The sequence below is a fragment of the Burkholderia sp. AU33803 genome, from assembly GCF_002223095.1.
Classification (GTDB): domain Bacteria; phylum Pseudomonadota; class Gammaproteobacteria; order Burkholderiales; family Burkholderiaceae; genus Burkholderia.
In genome coordinates this window covers 709,480-730,609 of the sequence record NZ_NKFJ01000005.1, presented here as the reverse complement: position 1 = coordinate 730,609, position 21,130 = coordinate 709,480, and the positions used below count along the sequence as shown (strand labels likewise).

At 67.0% G+C, this 21,130-nt stretch carries 26 protein-coding genes; 21 read left to right on the top strand and 5 right to left on the bottom strand.

All coding sequences use genetic code 11. From position 1 onward, the window contains the following. Nucleotides 1–76 precede the first annotated feature (76 nt). The 5 genes from CFB41_RS15205 to CFB41_RS15185 all read left to right on the top strand — a co-directional run bounded on the left by CFB41_RS15205 (nt 77) and on the right by CFB41_RS15185 (nt 2,990). The gene (locus CFB41_RS15205; RefSeq protein ID WP_089426395.1) at nt 77–499 is read left to right on the top strand and encodes a rhodanese-like domain-containing protein; all 423 of its coding nucleotides are present in this window, start codon (nt 77–79) and stop codon (nt 497–499) included. Next, nucleotides 496–756 carry a glutaredoxin 3 gene (gene grxC / locus CFB41_RS15200; protein WP_039346228.1) on the top strand — a complete coding sequence of 87 codons (261 nt, stop codon included), beginning with the start codon at nt 496–498 and terminating at the stop codon, nt 754–756. The genes CFB41_RS15205 and grxC overlap by 4 nt, the downstream gene beginning before the upstream one ends. A 107-nt stretch (nt 757–863) precedes the next feature. Further along, nucleotides 864–1,346 carry a protein-export chaperone SecB gene (secB, locus tag CFB41_RS15195; protein ID WP_089426394.1) on the top strand — a complete coding sequence of 161 codons (483 nt, stop codon included), beginning with the start codon at nt 864–866 and terminating at the stop codon, nt 1,344–1,346. A 25-nt stretch (nt 1,347–1,371) separates the two neighbouring features. Next, entirely contained in the window at nt 1,372–2,370 is a 999-nt protein-coding gene (locus CFB41_RS15190; protein ID WP_089441081.1) for an NAD(P)H-dependent glycerol-3-phosphate dehydrogenase, read from the top strand. Between the two features lie 95 nt (nt 2,371–2,465). Further along, nucleotides 2,466–2,990, top strand: coding sequence for an O-acetyl-ADP-ribose deacetylase (locus tag CFB41_RS15185; protein ID WP_089456978.1), 525 nt, complete (start codon nt 2,466–2,468; stop codon nt 2,988–2,990). A 34-nt stretch (nt 2,991–3,024) separates the two neighbouring features. Here CFB41_RS15185 and trmL read toward each other — a convergent pair whose 3' ends face one another. Together trmL and CFB41_RS15175 are read right to left on the bottom strand one after the other, a co-directional pair. Next, nucleotides 3,025–3,495 (bottom strand): tRNA (uridine(34)/cytosine(34)/5-carboxymethylaminomethyluridine(34)-2'-O)-methyltransferase TrmL, encoded by a 471-nt coding sequence (trmL, locus tag CFB41_RS15180; RefSeq protein WP_089456977.1) that lies wholly within the window; start codon nt 3,493–3,495, stop codon nt 3,025–3,027. Nucleotides 3,496–3,599: 104 nt separating this feature from the next. Further along, the gene (locus tag CFB41_RS15175; RefSeq protein ID WP_089456976.1) at nt 3,600–4,388 is read right to left on the bottom strand and encodes a ComF family protein; all 789 of its coding nucleotides are present in this window, start codon (nt 4,386–4,388) and stop codon (nt 3,600–3,602) included. Between the two features lie 81 nt (nt 4,389–4,469). On the opposite strand from CFB41_RS15175, the gene CFB41_RS15170 reads away from it, so the two are divergent. The 8 genes from CFB41_RS15170 (at nt 4,470) to CFB41_RS15135 (ending at nt 11,532) form a co-directional block, all read left to right on the top strand. Further along, a complete protein-coding gene (locus tag CFB41_RS15170) occupies nt 4,470–5,435 on the top strand; it encodes a methyltransferase domain-containing protein (protein WP_089426390.1) in 966 nt (321 codons plus the stop codon). A 195-nt stretch (nt 5,436–5,630) separates the two neighbouring features. Beyond that, nucleotides 5,631–6,155, top strand: coding sequence for a DUF2244 domain-containing protein (locus tag CFB41_RS15165; RefSeq protein ID WP_089441077.1), 525 nt, complete (start codon nt 5,631–5,633; stop codon nt 6,153–6,155). A gap of 55 nt (nt 6,156–6,210) precedes the next feature. Then, on the top strand, nt 6,211–7,812 hold the full coding sequence (gene coxB / locus CFB41_RS15160) for a cytochrome c oxidase subunit II (protein ID WP_089456975.1): 1,602 nt from the start codon (nt 6,211–6,213) through the stop codon (nt 7,810–7,812). A gap of 43 nt (nt 7,813–7,855) precedes the next feature. After that, entirely contained in the window at nt 7,856–9,463 is a 1,608-nt protein-coding gene (ctaD, locus tag CFB41_RS15155; RefSeq protein WP_069248929.1) for a cytochrome c oxidase subunit I, read from the top strand. A 69-nt stretch (nt 9,464–9,532) separates the two neighbouring features. Continuing rightward, entirely contained in the window at nt 9,533–9,673 is a 141-nt protein-coding gene (locus CFB41_RS38160) for a cytochrome oxidase small assembly protein (RefSeq protein ID WP_006760728.1), read from the top strand. Nucleotides 9,674–9,708: 35 nt separating this feature from the next. Next, complete coding sequence (locus CFB41_RS15145) at nt 9,709–10,317, top strand: cytochrome c oxidase assembly protein (protein WP_089456974.1); 609 nt, start codon at nt 9,709–9,711, stop codon at nt 10,315–10,317. 16 nt (nt 10,318–10,333) lie between these two features. Continuing rightward, complete coding sequence (locus CFB41_RS15140; RefSeq protein WP_089456973.1) at nt 10,334–10,534, top strand: DUF2970 domain-containing protein; 201 nt, start codon at nt 10,334–10,336, stop codon at nt 10,532–10,534. A 140-nt stretch (nt 10,535–10,674) separates the two neighbouring features. After that, nucleotides 10,675–11,532, top strand: coding sequence for a cytochrome c oxidase subunit 3 (locus tag CFB41_RS15135; RefSeq protein ID WP_039346195.1), 858 nt, complete (start codon nt 10,675–10,677; stop codon nt 11,530–11,532). A gap of 171 nt (nt 11,533–11,703) precedes the next feature. On the opposite strand, the gene CFB41_RS15130 is transcribed toward CFB41_RS15135, so the two are convergent. Continuing rightward, entirely contained in the window at nt 11,704–11,913 is a 210-nt protein-coding gene (locus CFB41_RS15130) for a twin transmembrane helix small protein (RefSeq protein ID WP_043187227.1), read from the bottom strand. A gap of 84 nt (nt 11,914–11,997) precedes the next feature. Here CFB41_RS15130 and CFB41_RS15125 point away from each other — a divergent pair, with 84 nt between their 5' ends. Genes CFB41_RS15125 through CFB41_RS15105 form a run of 5 tightly spaced genes read left to right on the top strand, consistent with a single transcriptional unit; the run spans nt 11,998 to nt 16,079 of the window. Further along, nucleotides 11,998–12,708 carry an SURF1 family protein gene (locus CFB41_RS15125; RefSeq protein WP_256941068.1) on the top strand — a complete coding sequence of 237 codons (711 nt, stop codon included), beginning with the start codon at nt 11,998–12,000 and terminating at the stop codon, nt 12,706–12,708. Between the two features lie 60 nt (nt 12,709–12,768). Further along, nucleotides 12,769–13,395 (top strand): cytochrome C oxidase subunit I, encoded by a 627-nt coding sequence (locus CFB41_RS15120; protein ID WP_089441072.1) that lies wholly within the window; start codon nt 12,769–12,771, stop codon nt 13,393–13,395. A 24-nt stretch (nt 13,396–13,419) separates the two neighbouring features. Then, nucleotides 13,420–14,532, top strand: coding sequence for a heme A synthase (locus CFB41_RS15115; protein WP_039346192.1), 1,113 nt, complete (start codon nt 13,420–13,422; stop codon nt 14,530–14,532). An 8-nt stretch (nt 14,533–14,540) separates the two neighbouring features. Continuing rightward, nucleotides 14,541–15,443, top strand: a complete 903-nt coding sequence (cyoE, locus tag CFB41_RS15110; RefSeq protein WP_006477738.1) for a heme o synthase — start codon at nt 14,541–14,543, stop codon at nt 15,441–15,443. Nucleotides 15,444–15,461: 18 nt separating this feature from the next. Then, on the top strand, nt 15,462–16,079 hold the full coding sequence (locus tag CFB41_RS15105) for an SCO family protein (RefSeq protein ID WP_043187233.1): 618 nt from the start codon (nt 15,462–15,464) through the stop codon (nt 16,077–16,079). A 151-nt stretch (nt 16,080–16,230) separates the two neighbouring features. On the opposite strand, the gene CFB41_RS15100 is transcribed toward CFB41_RS15105, so the two are convergent. Then, nucleotides 16,231–16,521: a YciI family protein gene (locus CFB41_RS15100; RefSeq protein ID WP_089441070.1), complete on the bottom strand. Its 291-nt coding sequence runs from the start codon at nt 16,519–16,521 to the stop codon at nt 16,231–16,233. A 247-nt stretch (nt 16,522–16,768) separates the two neighbouring features. Between CFB41_RS15100 and CFB41_RS15095 the strand changes: the two genes are divergently transcribed. Continuing rightward, nucleotides 16,769–18,373, top strand: coding sequence for a methyl-accepting chemotaxis protein (locus CFB41_RS15095; protein ID WP_089457209.1), 1,605 nt, complete (start codon nt 16,769–16,771; stop codon nt 18,371–18,373). Nucleotides 18,374–18,585: 212 nt separating this feature from the next. Next, entirely contained in the window at nt 18,586–19,401 is an 816-nt protein-coding gene (locus CFB41_RS15090; protein ID WP_089456971.1) for a MetQ/NlpA family ABC transporter substrate-binding protein, read from the top strand. A gap of 110 nt (nt 19,402–19,511) precedes the next feature. Here the strand turns inward: CFB41_RS15090 and CFB41_RS15085 are convergent, their stop codons facing one another. After that, nucleotides 19,512–19,820, bottom strand: coding sequence for a VF_A0006 family four-cysteine protein (locus tag CFB41_RS15085; RefSeq protein WP_089441068.1), 309 nt, complete (start codon nt 19,818–19,820; stop codon nt 19,512–19,514). A gap of 334 nt (nt 19,821–20,154) precedes the next feature. On the opposite strand from CFB41_RS15085, the gene CFB41_RS15080 reads away from it, so the two are divergent. Next, entirely contained in the window at nt 20,155–21,120 is a 966-nt protein-coding gene (locus CFB41_RS15080; protein WP_011353263.1) for an ABC transporter substrate-binding protein, read from the top strand. Nucleotides 21,121–21,130: the final 10 nt, after the last annotated feature.

Genomic DNA, 21,130 nt, shown 5'->3' with positions numbered 1-21,130 from the left:
CCGCCATCGCGCAAGACGGTTATTTTATAATGGCGGGATTGTCCTCATCCGATTTCTCTTTTTCCGGCGGAATTCCGTGACGTTCTTTACCAATTACACCAACCTGGCCCTTATCGCGATCCTGGTGGTATCCGGCGGCCTGCTGGCCTGGCCCGCGCTGCGCCGCGGCCGCGGCGGCCTGTCGGCCGCGGAGGCGACGCAACTCATCAACCGCCGCAACGCGGTCGTGATCGACGTGCGCGCCGCGTCCGACTTCGCTGCCGGCCACCTGCCGTCGGCGCGCCAGGTCGCGGCGGGCGAGATCGGCACGAAGATCGCGCAGGTCGCGAAGAACAAGAGCACGCCGGTGCTGCTCGTCTGCCAGAACGGCCAGCAGTCGCAGAAGGCGGCGCGCGAGGTCGAGGCGGCGGGTTACGCCGAGGTGCACGTGCTCGAGGGCGGCGTGGCCGCCTGGCAGCAGGCCGGGATGCCGGTCGTCAAACAAGGAGTGGCGAAGTGAACAAGGTTTTGATGTACAGCACGCAGGTGTGTCCGTATTGCATCCAGGCCGAGCGCCTGCTGAAGCTGCGCGGTGTCGAGCAGATCGAGAAGGTGCTGATCGACCGCGATCCGGCCCGTCGCGACGAAATGATGACGCGCACGGGGCGCCGCACGGTGCCGCAGATCTATATCGGCGACACGCACGTCGGCGGTTACGACGATCTGTCGAAGCTCGACCGCGAAGGCGGGCTCGTCCCGCTTCTGCAAGCGGCCTGATTAGGGCAGAATGGCCGCCGGCCGCGCCGCGGCTTGGGCGCGCAGGATTCATCCGTGGCGGCCGGCGAGAAGCCGGGCCGCCCCGTCACCACTTTTAGGGAAACACCATGTCCGACGTCGAAAACCAACCGTTCTTCAACATCCAGCGCGTCTACCTGAAGGATATGTCGCTCGAGCAGCCGAATTCGCCGGCGATCTTCCTCGAGCAGGACATGCCGTCGGTTGAAGTCGAAGTCGACGTCAAGGCCGACCGCCTCGCGGAAAGCGTGTTCGAAGTCGTCGTGTCGGGCACCGTCACCGCGAAGGTGAAGGACAAGATCGCGTTCCTGATCGAAGCGAAGCAGGCCGGCATTTTCGACATCCGCAACATTCCGGACGAACAGCTCGACCCGCTGGTCGGCATCGCCTGCCCGACGATCCTGTTCCCGTACCTGCGTTCGAACATCGCCGACGCGATCACGCGTGCGGGCTTCCCGCCGATCCACCTGGCGGAAATCAACTTCCAGGCGCTGTACGAACAACGCCTCGCGCAGCTTCAGCAGCAGGCCGGTGCCGCAGCAGGCGCACCGAACGGCACGACGCTGAACTGACGTTTCACTCGGACCGGTGCTGGGTATGAAAGTAGCCGTTCTCGGCGCCGGTGCGTGGGGCACCGCGCTCGCGGGCCATCTGGCCGCGCGGCACGATACGCTTTTGTGGGCGCGCGATGCCGCGCTCATCGCCGGGCTGCAGGCCCGGCACGAAAATTCCCGCTATCTGGACGGCATCGCGCTGCCTGACGCGTTGCGCTACGACGCCGATCTCGGCGCCGCGCTCGCGCATGGCGCCGCGGACGACGCACTGTGCGTGATCGCCGCGCCGGTGGCCGGGTTGCGCACGCTGTGTCACGCGATGCGCGACGCAGGCTGCGTGCCCGCGCATGTCGTCTGGGTCTGCAAGGGCTTCGAGGCCGACACGCATCTGCTGCCGCATCAGGTGATCGCGGCCGAGCTGCCCGAGCAGCTCAGCAACGGCGTGCTGTCGGGGCCGAGCTTCGCCCGCGAAGTCGGGCAGTCGCTGCCCGTCGCGCTGACGGTGGCGAGCACGTCCGCCGAATGCCGCGAGCGCACGCTCGCCGCGTTCCATCACGGCGCGATGCGGATCTATACGGGCGACGACGTGGTCGGCGTCGAGGTCGGCGGCGCGGTGAAGAACGTGCTCGCGATCGCGACCGGCATCGCCGACGGTCTCGGCCTCGGGCTGAACGCGCGCGCCGCGCTGATTACCCGTGGCCTTGCCGAAATGTCGCGGCTCGGTGTCGCGCTCGGCGGCCGGGCGGAAACCTTCACGGGTCTCACGGGCCTCGGCGACCTGATCCTCACCGCCACGGGCGACCTGTCGCGCAACCGCACGGTCGGCCTGCAGCTGGCGGCCGGCCGCACGCTGAACGACATCCTCGGCGCGCTCGGCCACGTGGCCGAAGGCGTGCGCTGCGCGCAGGCCGTGCTGGCCATCGCACGCGCGCAGTCGATCGAAATGCCGATCACCGAAGCCGTGTGCGGCGTGCTGTTCGACGGCATCGCGCCGCGCGACGCCGTCAGCGGCCTGCTGCGGCGCGACGCGCGCGCCGAGTAACGCGGCCCGGCGCCGCCTGGCGCCGTGTTCGCTGCGGGCGCGCGGCGTCAAAGCGCGCTACGCTTGAGCAGTCTCCGGCATTCCGGGAGGTTGTCATGCTGCAGATCCATTCCACCACGCTCGATGCGCAGGTCGTCGACATCACGACGCTCGAGGTCGACGCGATCGTCAACGCCGCGAACGGTTCGCTGCTCGGCGGGGGCGGCGTCGATGGCGCGATCCATCGTGCGGCCGGCCCCGGCCTGCTTGCCGAGTGCCGCACGCTCGGCGGCTGCGAGACGGGCGACGCCAAGCTCACGCGCGGCCACGGGCTGCCGGCGCGCTACGTGATCCATGCGGTCGGGCCCGTGTGGCACGGCGGCGGCCGCGACGAGGCCCACCTGCTCGCGTCGTGCTACCGGCGCGCGATCGAGCTGGCCGAGGAGGTCGCGGCGACGTCGATCGCGTTCCCGGCGATCAGTTGCGGCATCTATCGCTATCCGGCCGAGGAAGCCGTCGAGATCGCGGTCGGCACCGTCGCCGAAATGCTGCCGCAGGCGCCGAACCTCGCACGCGTGGTGTTCGCGTGCTTTTCTCCCGACATCTACGACCTGTATCGCGCGCGGCTCGCACGGACGTGACGCGCGCCGCGGCGCGCGCCGCGCCGTGCAGGCGTCATGCGCCGCCTTCGAAGCCGGCCTGGCGCCACGCCTCGAACACGACCACCGCGACCGTGTTCGACAGGTTCAGGCTGCGGTTGTCCGGCCGCATCGGCAGGCGTACGCGCTGTGCGTTCGGGAAGCGCTCGAGCAGCTCGGCGGGCAGGCCGCGCGTTTCCGAGCCGAACACGAACCAGTCGCCGGGCAGGAACGCGTGATCGTGGAAGCGGCCCGAGCCGCGCGTCGTGAACGCGAACATCCGCGCGGGGTCGGGCGTTTCCGCCGCGACGAACGCATTCCAGTCGCGGTGCACGCGCATCTGCGCATACTCGTGATAGTCGAGGCCCGCGCGGCGCATCCGCGCGTCGTCGAGCGGGAAGCCGAGCGGCTCGATCAGGTGCAGGCGCGCGCCCGTGTTGGCGCACAGGCGGATCACGTTGCCGGTGTTCGGCGGAATTTCGGGGGCGACGAGGACGACGTTGAACATGTTTCGGTCTGGCTGGGCCGGCCGGGGCGGCGCCATGTGCGCGTTCCCGGCCGGCCGGTTCGTGGCGGCCGCCACCGTGTCCGGCGGCCGGCCTCTCTATCTAATTAATCCCTGGCGGTGCGCAGCGCAACCAGATTCGTCACGCACGCGGCACCCGCCGCCTTCAATGCATGCGCGGCAGCCGCAAGCGTCGCGCCGGACGTCATCACGTCGTCGACGAGCGCGACGTGGCGGCCCGCGACGCCACCCGCCACCGCGAATGCCGCCATCACGTTGTCGCGCCGTGCGTGCCGGTCGAGCCGCGACTGCGGCGCGGTGTCGGCGACGCGCGCGAGCAGCACCGCATCCGCGCGCACGCCGAGCCGCCGCGCGAGCGGGCGTGCGATCGCCCACGCCTGGTTGTAGCCGCGCGCGACGAGCCGCCGGTGCGACAGCGGCACCGGCGCCACCAGGTCGAAGCCGCCGGCGCCGGGCGTATCGTCGATCAACCGGGCGAGCCGCGCCGCGAATTCGGTGCCGAGCGCGAGTTGCCGGTGAAACTTCAGGCCGCGCGCGAGCCCGTCGAGCGGTGCGCGGTAATCCGCCAGCGCGAGCGTTGCATCGAACGGCGGCGGCGCCGTGCGGCAGGCATCGCAACGGTATGCGGTAACGCGAGCGCCGCGCAGCGGGGGCGAACGCGATGGCCCGATGCCCAGCGGCAGCGCGCAGACGTCGCAGCGCAGCCGCGCTTCGTTCCAGTACGCGGCGTCGCAAGCACCGCAAATCACGGCGTGTGACAAATTGCCGCACAGCGCGCAGCGATTCGGCAGCGCGACCGCGGCGACGCGCGCTGCCAGCGCGCGAACCTGCGACAAAGCGACGCGCATCGTGCGCGGGGTGGAACTGCGGATCATTGCAACACTCCTGACACCCCGCCTCAATGAAGCCTGCGGGGCGAGCGAGTATACTTCGGGCTCTTCGCCAGTGTGCCCGACATGTCCCCAGCTTCGACTTCAACCGGCCGTCCGGCCAATGACGCAAGGCGCCTGCGGCGGATCTTCGACCGCCGTGCCGCCACGTTCGATGCGGTCGCGTTCCTGCCGCGCGAGATCGCGCAGCGCATGAACGAGCGCCTCGAATACATCAAGGTGAGCCCCGCAGCCGTGCTGGACGCGGGCTGCGGCCCGGGCGACGACCTGCCGGCGCTGCGCGCGCGCTTTCCCGAGGCGCCCGTCTTCGGCGTCGACCTGTCCGGCGCGATGCTCGCGCGAGCAGGGCAGCGCGAGGTCGAGCAGACGAGCTGGCGCCGCTGGCTGCCGGCCTCGCTCGGCCGCGCACTGGGCCCGCGCGGCCCGCGCGTCGCGCAGGCCGATTTCGCCGCGCTGCCGTTCCCCGGCGGCGCGTTCGACCTGATCTGGTCGAATCTCGCCCTCCACTGGCATTCGCGCCCGGACGCGGTGCTGCCCGAGTGGCAGCGCGTGCTGCGCGTGAACGGGCTGCTGATGTTCAGCACGCTCGGCCCCGATACGCTGCGCGAACTGCGCGCGGCCTGCGCGGACGCCGAAGCGGCGCTCGGCATGGCGCCGCCCGCCGCGCGCGTGATCGATTTCGTCGACATGCACGACCTCGGCGACATGCTCGTCGAGAGCGGCTTCGAGATTCCCGTGATGGATCAGGAAGTGCTGACCGTCACCTACAAATCCCCCGATTCGCTGCTGGCCGACGTGCGCCGCTGGGGCGCCTATCCGTTCGATCGCGAGGCGCCGCAACGCGCGACGCGGCGCTTTCGCGCGGCGCTCGGCGACGCGCTGGAGGCCCGCCGGCGCGAGGACGGCACGATTCCACTGACGTTCGAAGTGATCTACGGCCACGCGTGGAAGGCCGTGCCGCGCACGACCGCCGAAGGGCACGGGATCGTGCGCATCGAGGACATCGGAAAGGGGCGTCCGAAGAATCGGTAAAGCGGTAAAGAGGGGTTTTGTTATGTCTGAAATTAGCGGCGCAAAGCGGGGTCGAATTGGCGCCTAAAATGGCCGGAAAGCTTGTCGCGCTTGGCTCGCGGGCCGATAGTCGCTTGCTTGTGGATGCCATTGAACCCGCCTATAATGCGTCAGCTTGTCGTCCCGGGGTCCCCGCAATACGGGCCGACGAGTCCGATGCAGGCATGCATCGCATGCCATTCGCGTGAGGCGGCGATGGAAGCAGCGAGGGTGTTGGCGGAGACGACGAACGGCGAGCCGGTCCTCGAAGACTGGCTGATGAAACGCAACTGTTCGGCGTCGCCGCGCCAGTTCGTGCTGTTTTATGCGTCGCTCGCGAGCTTCTCGCTGGTGATCGCGACATTGCTGATGTGGCGGGGGGCTTGGCTCGTCATGCCCTTCACCGGAATCGAGTTGCTGGCTGTGGGTGTCGCATTTGCGATCTATGCTCGCCATGCGGTCGATTACGAACGCATCAGGCTGTATCCGCACCGGCTCGTGATCGAGCGGATGGATGCGGAGCGGCTCACGCAGATCGAATTCAACCCGCGCTGGGTGCGGGTCGAGCCGGGTGCGACGCCACGCGATCCGATTCGGCTGGTATCGCGCGGGCAGACCGTCGTAATCGGGCAGCATCTCGCGCAGTACAAGCGTGCGCAGTTCGCCGACGAACTGCGTATATCGCTCAGGCGCTGCGGCTGACGAGGCGCGGGCACCGGCGGATAGGGCCGGTCGCTTGCGACGGGGGAGGGTTTGAATGGAAATTTTGGGTAAGGATGCTATGAAAACAATCAAGCGAGCCCTCGCGGGCGTGCTGGCATGCAGCGGTTTGCTCTTTGCCGGTGCCGCCCTGGCGGTCGGTGATAGCCCGGGCGGCCCCCGTGTCAACGAGATCAACTTTCAGCCGCCTGTCACGAAGATCGCCGAGGAGCTCTACGATCTCCACACGATGATGCTCATCCTGTGTACGGTGATCTTCGTCGGCGTGTTCGGCGTGATGTTCTATTCGATCTTCGCGCACCGCAAATCCAAGGGCCACAAGGCCGCCAATTTCCATGAAAGCACGACCGTCGAGATCATCTGGACGATCGTGCCGTTCGTCATCGTCGTGCTGATGGCGCTGCCGGCGACGAAGGCCGTCGTCGCGATGAAGGACACGACCAACGCCGATCTCACGATCAAGGTCACCGGCTACCAGTGGAAGTGGGGCTACGACTACGTGAAGGGCCCGGGCGAGGGCATCGGCTTCCTGTCGACGCTCAGCACCCCGCGTGACGAAGTGATGGGCAAGAAGCCGATCACCGACACCTATCTGCAGGAAGTCGACAACCCGCTCGTCGTGCCGGTCAACAAGAAGATCCGCATCATCACCACCGCGAACGACGTCGTCCACTCGTGGTACGTGCCCGCGTTCGGCGTGAAGCAGGATGCGATCCCCGGCTTCGTGCGCGACACGTGGTTCAAGGCCGACAAGGTCGGTACGTTCCGCGGTTTCTGTACCGAGCTGTGCGGCAAGGAACACGCGTACATGCCGGTCGTCGTCGAAGTCCTGTCGGATGACGACTACGCGAAGTGGGTCACCGCGCAGAAGGCCAAGCTGGCCAGCGCCGCAGTCGATCCGAACAAGGTCTACACGATGGCTGAACTCGTCGCGCACGGCGAGGAAGTCTACAAGGCGAACTGCGCGGCCTGCCACCAGGTGAGCGGCAAGGGCCTCGGCGCCTTCCCGGCCATGGACGGCAGCCCGATCGTGAACGGCCCGATCGCCGGCCACGTCGAGCGCGTGCTGCACGGCAAGGGCGCGATGCCGTCGTGGGCGTCGCTGTCGGATCTCGACATCGCGTCGGTCATCACGTACGAACGCAATTCGTGGGGCAACCACAAGAACGACCTGCTGCAGCCGAAGCAAGTGGCCGACGCGCGTAACGGCAAGATGCCGGAAGACGCGGCGGGCGCAGCGGCAGCGGCACCGGCGGAAGCCGCTTCGGCACCGGCGCAGGCTGCGTCGGGCGCAGCCGAGCAGCCGGCGGCAGCGTCGGCATCGGCCGCACTGTCGACGATCTACTTCGAGACGGGCAAGAGCGTGCTGCCGGCCGACGCGAAGGCGGCGATCGCCGCCGCGGCCGACTATGCGAAGGCACATCCGGACGCGAAGCTCGCGCTGTCGGGCTTTACCGACAAGACGGGCTCGGCCGACGCGAACGCCGAACTGGCGAAGCATCGCGCACAAGCCGTGCGCGACGCGCTGAAGGCAGCAGGCGTGGCGGAAGACCACATTATTCTCAAAAAGCCGGAAACGATCACGGGCGGGGCTGACGCGAAGGAAGCCCGGCGTGTCGAGATCGGCCCGGCGGCTTGACGTGTCGCTGAGTTAGTCGACGTATTCGCATTAGGAGATTCTCATGTCTAGCATCGGGCACGACGTAGCCGCGGACCACGCGCACGACGACCACGCGCACGAAATGCCGCACGGCTGGCGCCGCTGGCTGTTCGCCACCAACCACAAGGACATCGGTACGCTGTACCTGTTGTTCTCGTTCATCATGTTCCTGTCGGGCGGCGTGATGGCGCTCGCCATCCGGGCCGAGCTGTTCGAACCGGGCCTGCAGATCATGCGTCCGGAGTTCTTCAACGAACTCACGACGATGCACGGCCTGATCATGGTGTTCGGCGCGATCATGCCGGCGTTCGTCGGCTTCGCGAACTGGATGATTCCGCTGCAGATCGGCGCGTCCGACATGGCGTTCGCGCGGATGAACAACTTCAGCTTCTGGCTGCTGCCGGTCGCGGCCGTGCTGCTGGTCGGGTCGTTCTTCGCGCCGGGCGGCGCGACGGCCGCCGGCTGGACGCTGTACGCGCCGCTGTCGACGCAGATGGGCCCGGGCATGGACTTCGCGATCTTCGCGGTCCACATCATGGGTGCATCGTCGATCATGGGCGGGATCAACATCGTCGTGACGATCCTGAACATGCGCGCACCGGGCATGACGCTGATGAAGATGCCGATGTTCGCGTGGACGTGGCTGATCACGGCTTACCTGCTGATCGCCGTGATGCCGGTTCTGGCAGGCGCGATCACGATGGTGCTGTTCGACCGCCACTTCGGCACGTCGTTCTTCAACGCGGCAGGCGGCGGCGACCCGGTGATGTACCAGCACATCTTCTGGTTCTTCGGCCACCCCGAGGTGTACATCATGATTCTGCCGGCGTTCGGGATCGTGTCGCAGGTGATCCCGGCGTTCGCACGCAAGACGCTGTTCGGCTATAGCTCGATGGTGTACGCGACGGCTTCGATCGCGATCCTGTCGTTCATGGTCTGGGCGCACCACATGTTCGCCACGGGCATGCCGGTCACCGGCCAGCTGTTCTTCATGTACGCGACGATGCTGATCGCGGTGCCGACGGGCGTGAAGGTGTTCAACTGGCTCGCGACGATGTGGCGCGGCTCGATGACGTTCGAAACCCCGATGCTGTTCGCGATCGGCTTCCTGTTCGTGTTCACGTTCGGCGGTCTCACGGGCCTGATGCTCGCGATGGCGCCGCTCGACATCCAGTATCACGGGACCTACTTCGTGGTGGCGCACTTCCACTACGTGCTGGTGGCCGGCTCGTTGTTCGCGCTGTTCTCGGGCTGGTACTACTGGGCGCCGAAGTGGACGGGCTGGATGTACAACGAGACGCGCGGCAAGATCCACTTCTGGGCGTCGATGATCTTCTTCAACCTGACGTTCTTCCCGATGCACTTCGTCGGTCTCGCAGGCATGCCGCGTCGCTACGCGGACTACCCGGCGCAGTTCACGGACTTCAACCAGGTCGCGACGATCGGCGCATTCGGCTTCGGCCTCGCGCAGGTGTACTTCCTGTTCGCCGTCGCGCTGCCGGCCTACCGTGGCGGCGGCGAGCTGGAAAAGGCGTCGGACAAGCCGTGGGATGGCGCGGAAGGCCTCGAGTGGACGGTGCCGAGCCCGGCTCCCTTCCATACGTTCGAGCAACCGCCGCACGTCGAGTAAGTGTCACAGTGCGCCCCGCCGCTGCCTGCCGCGCAGGCCGGCGCGGCGGGCGCCGAACCGAAGTGTCAGATGAACCGGAATCCACAAGAAAGACGAACGCCCGAGCAGATCCGCGCGGGCAACAAGCGGCTCGGCCTCATCCTGCTCGTCATCGCCGCCGTTTTTTTTGTGGGTGTCGTGATCAAGCAGTGGTGGCTGTCCACTCACTGATGCAGCAACAGACGCAGTAGCGAGGAAGTTGTCGTATGTCGAAGCCGGAAGAGGGCGCCGTCGATCGCGCGTTCAATCGTTCGATGCTGGTGAAGCTCTTCGTCGTGGCCGGGCTGATGTTCGGTTTCGGCTTCGCGCTGATCCCGATGTATCGGGCGATCTGCCAGATCACCGGCATCAACAACCTGGTGCAGCGCGATGTCAGCGAGCGCGAGGTGAAGAACTCGCAGGTCGACTTCAGCCGCACGGTGTCGGTCGAGTTCGATGCGAACGCGCGCGGCCCGCTCGGTTTCAAGCCGGAGCACAACAGTCTCGACGTGCATCCTGGCGAGCTGACGACGATCGTGTACGACGTGACGAACGGGCAGGGCCGGCCGGTCGTTGCGCAGGCGATTCCGAGCTACGCGCCGAAGCAGGCGACGGAGTTCTTCAAGAAGATCGAGTGCTTTTGCTTTACGCAGCAGACGCTGGCCGCGAACGAGTCGCGCAAGATGCCGGTGGTGTTCGTGATCGATCCGAAACTGCCGAAGGACGTGAAGACGATCACGCTGTCGTACACGTTCTTCGAGCTGAATACGCCGGCCACGCCGGCGCCGGCGCCGGGCAAGACCGCGGCGCAGGGCGCGGCGAAGCCGGACGCATGACGACGGAGGCGGGGCGATGACGGAGGTCAAGCGGGGCGGGTCGTTCGGCCAGGCGCTGAAAGCCGTGCTGTGGTCGTTCTTCGGGGTGCGCAAGCGGCGCGACCTGGAGGCCGACGCGACGCAGCTGAATCCGCTGCACGTGCTGATTGTCGCGCTGCTGGCAGCCGCTGTGTTCATCGGCGTGCTGATCCTGGTCGTGCGTGCCGTCGTGGGCTGAGGCCCGCGGCCACGAAAGAAGGATGCGGTGCGCGGCGCCACGGCGTCGCGTGCAGGAAGGCGCGGTGGTGGTCACGCCGCGCAAGAAATAAAGCCGGAGCGGTTCCGGTACACAAATTGGACTGAAGTGGAGAATCAAGCATGAGCGGTCAAAACCAGACCCCGTACTATTTCGTGCCGCATCCGTCGCAGCATCCGATCAGCGCGGCCATCGGCCTGCTGGTCATGCTCGGATCGACAGCGCTGTGGATCAACGGTCACGACTGGGCGCCGTTTACGGCGCTGCTCGGCCTGCTTTGGTTGCTCTTCACGCTGTATCACTGGTTCGGCGACGCGATCGCCGAATCGGAAGGCGGTCACTACGGCAAGAACGTCGACAAGTCGTACCGCTGGAGCATGAGCTGGTTCATCTTCTCGGAGGTCATGTTCTTCGGCGCGTTCTTCGGTGCGCTGTTCTATGCACGTGAAATCGCGCTGCACCAGCTCGGCAGCCTCGACTACAAGCTGATCTGGCCGGATTTCTCCGCCGTGTGGCCGAACGAAGGCCCCGCCGCGCTCGCCGGTCACTTCAAGACGATGGGCCCGTGGCCGATCCCGACGCTGAACACCGCGTTCCTGCTGTCGTCGGGCGTGACGCTGACGATCTCGCACCACGCGCTGCGTGACGATCATCGCAAGAAGGCGATCGCCTGGCTGGCCGCGACGCTCGTGTTCGGTATCTGCTTCCTGTTCCTGCAGGGCTTCGAGTACTACCACGCGTACAACGAACTGAACCTGACGCTGAACTCGGGCGTGTACGGTTCGACGTTCTTCCTGCTGACCGGCTTCCACGGCTTCCACGTGTTCCTCGGCGGCACGATGCTCGCGGTGGTGCTGGTGCGGATGATCCGCGGCCACTTCAAGCCCGATCACCACTTCGCATTCGAAGGCGCCGCGTGGTACTGGCACTTCGTCGACGTCGTCTGGCTCGGCCTGTACGTCGTCGTCTACTGGCTGTAAATGGAACAACGGCCCGCGCAGCAATGCGCGGGCCGTTTTCATTGGGTCGGCCGGGCAGCATGACTGCCGGCCTTCACCACCCGGGCGCCGCCGCGACTCAGTCAGGCGGCGCTTTTGCTTGGTGCCGTGGCCGTGCGGCGAAATGCCACAGCGGCCGCGGCGGCGAATCGATCAACGCCCGATCGGCAGGCCGGTCGAATGGATCCAGCCCATCCCGTTCGCGATCAGGATGAGCAGGAACAGCGACACCGACAGCCCGACGCGGGTGGCGAGCGACCAGACCATGCGTTTCGTGTGGCCGCGGTCGTGCATCATGAAGTAGAGCGCCGAGCCCATGCTGGCAATGATGAGGACGAAGGCGATGGGAACGAGTATGTGCATGACACGAACCGGACGACGGCAATTCGAAAGGAAGAGGATAATTATCGCACTTCGCTTGTCGGCAGGTGCCGGGCGGGCCGCATGATGAAGATCCGCTGGCTGCCCGCGTTGCTGATCCTCGTCGTCGTCGCGGTCACGATCCGTCTCGGTTTCTGGCAGCGCGACCGCGCGCACCAGAAGGAAGCGCTGCAGGCGAGCATCGCGCGCTACGAGCAGGCGGCGCCCGTCGACGTCGGCGCGCAGCCGATGCCGCTCGCGTCGATCGAGTTCCATCGCGTGCGTGCGACGGGCCGCTTCCTGCCCGAGCAGGCCGTGTTCCTCGACAATCGGCCGTATAACGACCAGCCGGGTTTTTACGTCGTGATGCCGTTTAAACTCACGGGCGGCGGCGTCGTGCTCGTGAACCGCGGCTGGCTGCCGCGCAATATTTCCGATCGCACGGCGATCGAGCCGTTCGCGACGCCCGCGGGCGTCGTCGAGATCGTGGGCATCGCGCGCGCCGACGCGTCGCGCGCGTTCGAGCTCGGCGAAGGCGGGTCGGCCGCGCACCAGAAGATCCGGCAGAACCTGGACGTCGCCGCGTATGCGAAGGAAACGGGGCTGCCGCTGCAGCCGTTCGTGATCCAGCAGACGAGCGACGACGGCGACAAGCTCGTGCGCGACTGGCCGGCGGCGACGACCGGCGTCGAGCGCAATTACGGTTACATGTTTCAGTGGTGGGCGATGGCGGCGGCCGCGCTCGGCTTCGGTCTGTACGCCGCGCGGCGTGCGGCGAAGAAGTCGGCCGGCGCGTGAGCGCCATGCCAGGACGCGGCGCTCGCGCCGCGGGTTCGTTTCGAGAGGTCTGATTTGTCCATGCAATCTCCCCGTCAGGGTTCGGCCGCTGCGCCGATGTCGCCGGCGGCCCGCAAGCGCGGCCGCTGGATGCTCGTGCTGCTGGGTCTCGTGTGCGCCGCGCCGATGATCGCGTCGTATTTCACCTATTACGTGATCAAGCCGAAGGGCGGCTCGACCAACTACGGCACGCTGATCGAGCCGCAGCGCCCGATCCCCGCGGATCTGCAGGTGACCGACGAAACCGGCAAGACCGTGCCGCTGTCGTCGCTGCGCGGCGTGTGGCTGTTCGTGATGACCGACAGCAGCGCGTGCGACGAGGCCTGCGCGAAAAAGCTCTATTTCATGCGCCAGATCCGCGTCACGCAGGCGGGCGAGCGGCACCGGCTCACGATGGTGTGGCTGCGCAGCGATGCGGGCGCGATGCCGCAGAAGGTGCTGGACGCGTACCCCGACACGCGCCGGCTCGTCGCCGATCCGGCCGCGGTGGCCGCGTGGCTGCCGGCCGACGCCGGCACGAAGGACAGCGACCACATCTACATGGTCGACCCGAACGGCAACCTGATGATGCGTTTCCCGAAGGATCCGAACCCCGGCAAGATCAAGTCGGACGTGACGAAGCTGCTGAAGTGGTCGAGCATCGGCTAAGGCAACACGAGAGGCATTGAACCGATGGCGTATCTACTGCAACTCGGCCTGATCGGCTTCTGCATCGCGCTGCTGCCGCTGTCGTACGTGTGGGTGAAGGCCGACGACAACAAGTTTCGCAAGCTGGTGTGGATCACCACCTTCCTGACGCTCGATCTGGTGATGTTCGGCGGCTTCACGCGGCTGACCGATTCGGGGCTCGGCTGCCCGGACTGGCCCGGCTGCTACGGCACGTCGTCGCCGTTCATCGCGCACGCCGCGATCACGGCCGCGCACCAGGCGATGCCGACGGGCCCCGTCAGCATGTCGAAGGCGTGGATCGAGATGATCCACCGCTATTTCGCGATGGCGATCGGCGTGCTGATCATCGCGCAGGTCGTGATCGCGTGGTCCGCGCGGCTGCGCCGCCGCCCGCTGCACGTGTCGCCGTGGTGGCCGACGAGCCTGCTGCTGCTGATCCTCGTGCAGGGCGCGTTCGGCGCGTGGACGGTCACGATGAAGCTGCAGCCGGTAATCGTTACGATCCACCTGCTGCTCGGCCTCACGCTGCTCGGCACGCTCGGCTGGCTCGCGGCGCGGCAGACGCCGCTGCCGTCGCATGACCCCGAAGCCGGCCGCTATCGCGCGGCCGCGCTCGCGGCGCTCGTGCTGCTGGTCGTGCAGATCGCGCTCGGCGGCTGGGTGAGCACCAACTACGCGGTGCTCGCATGCACCGACTTCCCGACCTGCAACGGCCAGTGGATCCCGCCGATGGACTTCCAGCACGGCTTCCACCTGTGGCGCGCGCTCGGGATGACGAAGGACGGCGAGGCGATCACGCAGGACGCGCTGGTCGCGATCCACTGGACGCACCGCACGTTCGCGTTCGTGGTGGTCGCCTACCTGGTCGCGTTCGCGCTCAAGATGCGCCGCTTCGAATCGCTGCGGCGGCCCGCGAACGGCGTGCTGCTGGTCGTCCTGCTGCAGTTCGTGACGGGCCTGACCAACATCGTGCTGCAGTGGCCGCTGCCGGTCGCCGTCGCGCACAACGGCGGGGCCGCGATCCTGCTGCTGCTCGTCGTCATGTTAAACTTTCGCATCCTTTCAAGCCGCCCCGGCCGTGTCGCGCAGCCTGCGCGCGACGCCGCCCCGGCGTGACCGCCCCCATGCAAAGCACCCTCTCCCAATCGCCCGGTAGCCGGTTTTCGCAGTACATGGCATTGACGAAGCCGCGTGTCACGCAGCTCGCGGTGTTCTGCGCGGTGATCGGCATGTTCCTCGCGACGCCGGGCATGGTGCCGTGGCACGTGCTGATCGGCGGTACGGTCGGCATCTGGCTGCTGGCCGGCGCCGCGTTCGCGATCAACTGCCTCGTCGAACAGAAGATCGACGCGATGATGCGCCGCACCGCGTGGCGCCCGTCCGCGCGCGGCGAGATCACGACCCCGCAGATCCTGCTCTTTTCGGCCGTGCTCGGCAGTGTCGGCGCATGGACGCTCTATACGTTCACGAACCCGCTGACGATGTGGCTGACGATCGCCACCTTCGTCGGCTACGCGGTGATCTACACGCTGCTGCTCAAGCCGATGACGCCGCAGAACATCGTGATCGGCGGCGCATCGGGCGCGATGCCGCCGGCGCTCGGCTGGGCCGCGGTCACCGGCGCGGTGCCGGGCGACGCGTGGATCCTCGTGCTGATCATCTTCGTGTGGACGCCGCCGCATTTCTGGGTGCTCGCGCTCTATCGCCGCAAGGATTACGAGAACGCGGGGCTGCCGATGCTGCCCGTCACGCATGGCGAGAAGTTCACGCGGTTGCACATCCTGCTGTACACGGTGATCCTGTTCGCGGTCACGCTGATGCCGTTCATCTCCGGGATGAGCGGGGCCGTGTACCTGACGAGCGCGGTGCTGCTCGGCGCGGTGTTCCTCGCGTATGCGTGGAAGATTCATCGCGACTACTCGGACGAACTCGCCCGCAAGGCCTTCCGCTACTCGATCGTCTACCTGTCGCTGCTGTTCGCCGCGCTGCTCGTCGATCACTATGCACGCCCGCTGCTCGGCGTGTAACCGCACGGTTTGAACGCAATGCTCCAATCACGGTTCGGGCGCCGCGCGCGCCAAGGCTGGATGCTCGCGTGCGCATTCACGGCAGCGCTGCTGCTCGCCGGATGCGACAACGCGCCGAAATTCCAGAATCTCGACATCACCGGCAACACGCAGTTCGGCAGCGACTTCTCGCTGCCCGATACGGCCGGCAAGGTACGCACGCTCGCCGATTTCAAGGGTAAGGCCGTCGTGATGTTCTTCGGCTATACGCACTGCCCGGACGTGTGCCCGACGACGATGGCCGAGCTGTCCGAAGCGCTGAAGCAGCTCGGGCCCGATGCCGCGAAGCGCGTGCAGGTGCTGTTCGTCACCGTCGATCCGGAGCGCGACACGCCGGCGCTGCTCGGCCAGTACGTGCCCGCGTTCGATCCGTCGTTCATCGGCCTGCGGCCCGCCGACGAAGCGGCACTGAAGAAGGTCACGAAGGATTTCCGCGTGTACTACGCGAAGGTGCCCGGCAAGACGCCCGGCAGCTACACGATGGATCACACGGCCGCGAGCTACGTGTTCGACCGCGACGGCAAGCTGCGCCTGTTCGTGCGCGACGGCCAGGGCCCGGGCCCGTGGGTTCACGACCTGAAGCTGCTGGTCGACTGACCGGCAGCCGCCGGGCGCCCGGCCCGGCGATCACGTGACGGCCGCCTCGCGCCGTCACGTTTTCCCGCTCTCTTCGTTGTTTGCATGCGCCGCCCGGCGGGCGGCGTGTCGGCCTGCGCGCGTATCGTGCAGAGGTCGCGCAGGCGTCGCGTTACGGCAGCGCGGGCACGTTGAAGCCGGTTGCGGCACGCGTGATCCGGAATTCCGTCACGCGATACGTGGCGAGCCCCTCGATGACGAACGGATCGGTATTCAGGATCGCGTCCAGTTCGTCGCGATCGATGCGGGCCGCGAGGATCACGCCGCCTTCGCGCGGCACCTTCGGCCCCGCTGCGATGAAGATGCCCTTGTCGAACTGCGGCTGAAGGAACGCGCGATGGCGTTCGAGTGCGTCGTCGATGCGCTCGAGCGATGCGGTGTAGTGAATGTCGATGACGTACATGGGTGGCCCTCGGAATGGCGCCGGCTCTTCGTGTGCCGGCTGGCCGGTCTTTTTAGCACAGCGGATGCGGACTGTCGCGCTGGCGGCCCCGGTGCGGCGCGGGCACGGGCGGCCTGTCGATCGCCGGTTCGCGGCGCCGGCCGTATTCAAGTTGTAAGCCTCGGTGCCGTAAATGAATGGGCAAGCGTTTGCGCGCGGCAGGCCGTTCGCGCGCAGCGTGCGCATCGACATCGACAAAGGCACGCAGATGAGCAGAATGAGTTTGAACCGCAAGCTGTGGCTCGCGCTTGCGCTGGTATGGATCGGTCTCCTGGGCGTCGGCGCATGGAGCGCGTACGAGACGCGCGCGACGATGCTCGCCGAACGCAAGGCAGGCATCGCGAATCTCGTCGATTCGGCGGCCGGCATCGTGAAGGCCTATCACGCACTCGCGCAGAGCGGCACGCTGCCGGAGGCCGATGCGAAGCGCGACGCGCTCGCGAGCCTCGCCGCGATGCGCTACGGCGATTCGGGCTATGTGTTCGTGATGGACTCGAAGCCGGTCGTGCTGATGCATCCGACGCTGCCGAAGCTCGTCAACACGCAAGTCGGCGACTATCTCGACCCGGACGGCAAGCCGCTGTTCGTCACGATCCTGAACGCCGCGAAGGAAACCGGCAGCGGCTTCGCCGAGTATCGTGGGCGGCTGCCGCACAGCGAGACCGCCGTGCCGAAGATCAGCTACGTCACGCGCTTCGCGCCGTGGGACTGGAACATCTCGAGCGGCGTGTTCCTGAAGGACATCGACACCGTCTATTACCGGACGCTGCTCGGCCACCTCGCGGTCGTGTTCGTGATCGGCTTCGTGATCAGCGCGGCGATGCTCGTGATCATCCGCAACGTGCGCAGCAGCCTCGGCGGCGAACCCGACGAAGCGGCCGCGCTCGCGACGCGTATCGCGCAGGGCGACCTGACGCAGCCGGTGCCGGTTCGCGCGGGCGACCGCACGAGCATGATGGCCGCGATGCACGACATGCAGGCACGGCTGCAGGCGACGATCGGCGGGATTCGCCAGTCGGCCGGCTCGATCGCGTCGGCGAGCCGCCAGATCTCGGCCGGCAACGACGACCTGTCGCAGCGCACCGAGGAGCAGGCCGCCTCGCTGGAAGAAACCGCCGCGAGCATGGAGCAGCTGACTGCAACGGTGAAGCAGAACGCCGACAACGCGCGGCAGGCAAGCGGGCTCGCGAACAGCGCATCGGAAATCGCGCGCACCGGGAGCGACGTCGTGAACCGCGTGATCGGCACGATGGGCCAGATCGACGACAGCTCGCGCAAGATCGCCGACATCATCGGTGTGATCGAGGGCATCGCATTCCAGACCAACATCCTCGCGCTGAACGCGGCGGTCGAAGCCGCGCGCGCCGGCGAGCAGGGCCGCGGCTTCGCGGTGGTCGCGGGCGAAGTGCGTTCGCTCGCGCAGCGCAGCGCGACGGCGTCGAAGGAGATCCGCGAGCTGATCGTCGATTCGGTCGAGCGTGTGCGCAACGGATCGACGCTGGTCGGCCAGGCCGGCACGACGATGGGCGAGATCCTGCAGGCCGTCGCACGCGTGACCGACATCATGGGCGAGATCGCGGCGGCGTCCGAGGAGCAGGCGAGCGGCATCACGCAGGTCGGGCGCGCGGTCACGCAGATGGACCAGGTGACGCAGCAGAACGCGGCGCTCGTCGAGGAGGCCGCCGCGGCCGCCGCGTCGCTGCAGGAACAGGCCGCGCGACTGCGCGATACGGTCGGCGCGTTCCGGGTCGGCGGGCAGATGGGCGAGCCGGCATTCGAGACGAAGTCGGCCGACTGGGCCGCGGTGGCGTAACGCGCTCGGGCCGATGCGCGACGCGCATAAACGCAACTAACGGCCGAGTCGTGCCACCTCCGCCAGCACCGCAGCGGTGCATACCCATATGAGCGGGATGTATTTCACTTCCCGCGGATCCTGTGACACCATTTGCCCCTTCGTGCGAGTCGGGGCATACCCGCATCGCGCCCCATTTTTAGTCATCCCGTAAGCAAGAAAGCGAGAAACAGATGAAGCGTCGCAGTCTCCTGAAGGTATTTTCCGTGCTGGCCACCGGTGCAGCACTGACGCTGTCGGCAGGCGCGCACGCCGAAGACAAGGTGATCAAGGTCGGCACGGTCGCCGGCCCGGATTCGGAAGTGTGGCAGCTCGTGCAGAAGGTCGCGAAGGAGAAGGAAGGCCTGAACGTGAAGGTCATCGAGTTCAACGACTACGTGCAGCCGAACGCGGCGCTCGACTCGGGCGACCTCGACGCCAACAGCTTCCAGCACCAGCCCTACCTCGACAGCCAGGTGAAGCAGCGCGGCTACAAGATCGTCAGCGCGGGCCTGACCTACATCTCGCCGATGGGCGTGTACTCGAAGAAGTTCAAGGCGCTGAAGGATCTGCCGCAAGGCGCGAAGGTCGCGGTGCCGAACGATCCGTCGAACGAGAACCGCGCGCTGCTGCTGCTGCAGACGCAAGGCGTGATCAAGCTGAAGGCGGGCGCCGGCACGGGCGGCAACAACGCGACGGTGCTCGACATCGCCGAGAATCCGAAGAAGCTGAAGATCTCCGAACTCGACGCCGCGCAACTGCCGCGCGTGCTGTCGGACGTCGACGCGGCCGTGATCAACACGAACTACGCGCTCGCCGCGAACCTGCAGCCGACCAAGGACGCGATCGCGCTCGAATCGCTGACGAGCCCGTATGCGAACCTGATCGCCGTGCGCGCGAAGGACAAGGACCAGCCGTGGGTGAAGAAGCTGGTCAAGGCATACCAGTCGCCGGAAGTGCGGGAATTCATCAAGAAGCAGTTCAAGGGCTCGATGGTCGCGTCGTTCTGAACGCCGCCCCCCGCCTCACCGCTGAACGAAAAGGCCTGCATCGCGCAGGCCTTTTTCATTGGCGCGGCCGCTCGACGACGGCCGCGCGGTGTGGCGCGTGCAACGCCGGTTCACATCTCGCCGCGCCGCGAGCAGATCGACATGATCTGCTGGATCGCATAGTTGTCGCGCACGCCCGGCAGCGACTGCACGACGCACTCGTGAAAACGCCGCTCGCGCGGCAGCAGCATCGCGTTGTTGCGATACAGCGCGTCGCACGAGCGCTGGATCAGTTGCGCCGCCGCGCCGTTGCGGCTTTCGCGCAGCGCATTGAGCATGCAGTCGTCGTATTGCGCACTGCCGTCGGTCAGTGCGAATGCCGCACCCGGCAGCGCCAGCGCGACGGCCGCGCATGCGATGACTCGGCTCCCCCGTTTCATGTGCCCTCCGATGGCGTGGACTGGGTCGGCCGACAGCATAACGTAAAGCCGCGCGCGCGGCTGACGCGTTGTGCCGGGGCCAGCCGGAACCCCTGCCGGACGGGCTTCACGCGCGCTCGCGCACGGTCGGCGCGCGCTGCAATCCGGGGGGCGATGCGAAAGCCTGGAGTCAGGCGGTGGTCTGCGGAAATGGTATCCTCGTGCGTTCGCCGCCGCACGCTTTCCCGGAGCGTGCGCGGGCCGCTCGCCAGCGCGTCGTACGCATGGCGGCGCCCGCCTGACGGCGGCGGGAATCCATCATCCAGAACCGACACAATACGGGGGAGACACACCCATGAAGCGTTTCAAGACTTTCGCGATCCGTTCGATCACGGCCGGCGTGGCCGCGCTCGCGCTGGCCGGTGCCGCGCACGCCCAGACCGTCAAGGTGCTGTCGATCGTCGACCACCCGGCGCTCGACGCGATCCGCGACGGCGTGCGCGCCGAGCTGAAGGCGGAAGGTTACGGCGACGACAAGCTCAAGTGGGAATACCAGAGCGCGCAGGGCAATACGGGTACGGCCGCGCAGATCGCGCGCAAGTTCGTCGGCGACCAGCCCGACGTGATCGTCGCGATCGCGACGCCGGCCGCGCAGGCGGTGGTCGCCTCGACGAAGAGCGTGCCGGTCGTCTATTCGGGCGTGACCGATCCGGTCGCCGCGCAGCTCGTGAAGGGCTGGGGCCCGTCGGGCACCAACGTGACGGGCGTATCCGACAAGCTGCCGCTCGATCGCCAGGTCGCGCTGATCAAGCGCGTCGTGCCGAATGCGAAGACGGTCGGCATGGTCTACAACCCGGGCGAGGCGAACTCGGTCGTCGTCGTGAAGGAACTCAAGGAGATCCTCGCGAAGCAGGGGATGACGCTGAAGGAAGCGGCCGCGCCGCGTACCGTCGACATCGGCCCGGCCGCGAAGAGCCTGATCGGCAAGGTCGACGTGATCTACACGAATACCGACAACAACGTCGTGTCAGCGTACGAAGCGCTCGTAAAGGTCGCGAACGAAGCGAAGATCCCGCTCGTCGCCGGCGACACCGACAGCGTGAAGCGCGGCGGCATCGCGGCGCTCGGCATCAACTACGGCGACCTCGGCCGCCAGACGGGCAAGGTCGTCGCGCGCATCCTGAAGGGCGAGAAGCCGGGCGCGATCGCGTCGGAAACGAGCAGCAACCTCGAGTTGTTCGCGAACACGGGCGCGGCCGCGAAGCAGGGTGTGACGCTGTCGCCGGATCTGCTCAAGGACGCGAAGACGGTCATCAAGTAAGCCGCGGTTC

Excerpts from the sequence above, each read along its gene's own strand:
- CFB41_RS15095 (WP_089457209.1), top strand. The coding sequence starts at position 16,769 with ATGAGCAGAATGAGTTTGAACCGCAAGCTGTGGCTCGCGCTTGCGCTG.
- CFB41_RS15080 (WP_011353263.1), top strand. The coding sequence starts at position 20,155 with ATGAAGCGTTTCAAGACTTTCGCGATCCGTTCGATCACGGCCGGCGTG.
- CFB41_RS15135 (WP_039346195.1), top strand. The coding sequence starts at position 10,675 with ATGAGCGGTCAAAACCAGACCCCGTACTATTTCGTGCCGCATCCGTCG.
- CFB41_RS15175 (WP_089456976.1), bottom strand. The coding sequence starts at position 4,388 with ATGATCCGCAGTTCCACCCCGCGCACGATGCGCGTCGCTTTGTCGCAG.
- cyoE (WP_006477738.1), top strand. The coding sequence starts at position 14,541 with ATGCAAAGCACCCTCTCCCAATCGCCCGGTAGCCGGTTTTCGCAGTAC.
- CFB41_RS15105 (WP_043187233.1), top strand. The coding sequence starts at position 15,462 with ATGCTCCAATCACGGTTCGGGCGCCGCGCGCGCCAAGGCTGGATGCTC.
- CFB41_RS15130 (WP_043187227.1), bottom strand. The coding sequence starts at position 11,913 with ATGCACATACTCGTTCCCATCGCCTTCGTCCTCATCATTGCCAGCATG.
- coxB (WP_089456975.1), top strand. The coding sequence starts at position 6,211 with ATGGAAATTTTGGGTAAGGATGCTATGAAAACAATCAAGCGAGCCCTC.
- CFB41_RS15145 (WP_089456974.1), top strand. The coding sequence starts at position 9,709 with ATGTCGAAGCCGGAAGAGGGCGCCGTCGATCGCGCGTTCAATCGTTCG.
- CFB41_RS15085 (WP_089441068.1), bottom strand. The coding sequence starts at position 19,820 with ATGAAACGGGGGAGCCGAGTCATCGCATGCGCGGCCGTCGCGCTGGCG.
- CFB41_RS15165 (WP_089441077.1), top strand. The coding sequence starts at position 5,631 with ATGCAGGCATGCATCGCATGCCATTCGCGTGAGGCGGCGATGGAAGCA.
- CFB41_RS15120 (WP_089441072.1), top strand. The coding sequence starts at position 12,769 with ATGCAATCTCCCCGTCAGGGTTCGGCCGCTGCGCCGATGTCGCCGGCG.
- ctaD (WP_069248929.1), top strand. The coding sequence starts at position 7,856 with ATGTCTAGCATCGGGCACGACGTAGCCGCGGACCACGCGCACGACGAC.
- CFB41_RS15090 (WP_089456971.1), top strand. The coding sequence starts at position 18,586 with ATGAAGCGTCGCAGTCTCCTGAAGGTATTTTCCGTGCTGGCCACCGGT.
- CFB41_RS15170 (WP_089426390.1), top strand. The coding sequence starts at position 4,470 with ATGTCCCCAGCTTCGACTTCAACCGGCCGTCCGGCCAATGACGCAAGG.
- secB (WP_089426394.1), top strand. The coding sequence starts at position 864 with ATGTCCGACGTCGAAAACCAACCGTTCTTCAACATCCAGCGCGTCTAC.
- CFB41_RS15190 (WP_089441081.1), top strand. The coding sequence starts at position 1,372 with ATGAAAGTAGCCGTTCTCGGCGCCGGTGCGTGGGGCACCGCGCTCGCG.
- CFB41_RS15125 (WP_256941068.1), top strand. The coding sequence starts at position 11,998 with ATGAAGATCCGCTGGCTGCCCGCGTTGCTGATCCTCGTCGTCGTCGCG.
- CFB41_RS15100 (WP_089441070.1), bottom strand. The coding sequence starts at position 16,521 with ATGTACGTCATCGACATTCACTACACCGCATCGCTCGAGCGCATCGAC.
- CFB41_RS38160 (WP_006760728.1), top strand. The coding sequence starts at position 9,533 with ATGAACCGGAATCCACAAGAAAGACGAACGCCCGAGCAGATCCGCGCG.
- CFB41_RS15185 (WP_089456978.1), top strand. The coding sequence starts at position 2,466 with ATGCTGCAGATCCATTCCACCACGCTCGATGCGCAGGTCGTCGACATC.
- CFB41_RS15140 (WP_089456973.1), top strand. The coding sequence starts at position 10,334 with ATGACGGAGGTCAAGCGGGGCGGGTCGTTCGGCCAGGCGCTGAAAGCC.
- trmL (WP_089456977.1), bottom strand. The coding sequence starts at position 3,495 with ATGTTCAACGTCGTCCTCGTCGCCCCCGAAATTCCGCCGAACACCGGC.
- CFB41_RS15115 (WP_039346192.1), top strand. The coding sequence starts at position 13,420 with ATGGCGTATCTACTGCAACTCGGCCTGATCGGCTTCTGCATCGCGCTG.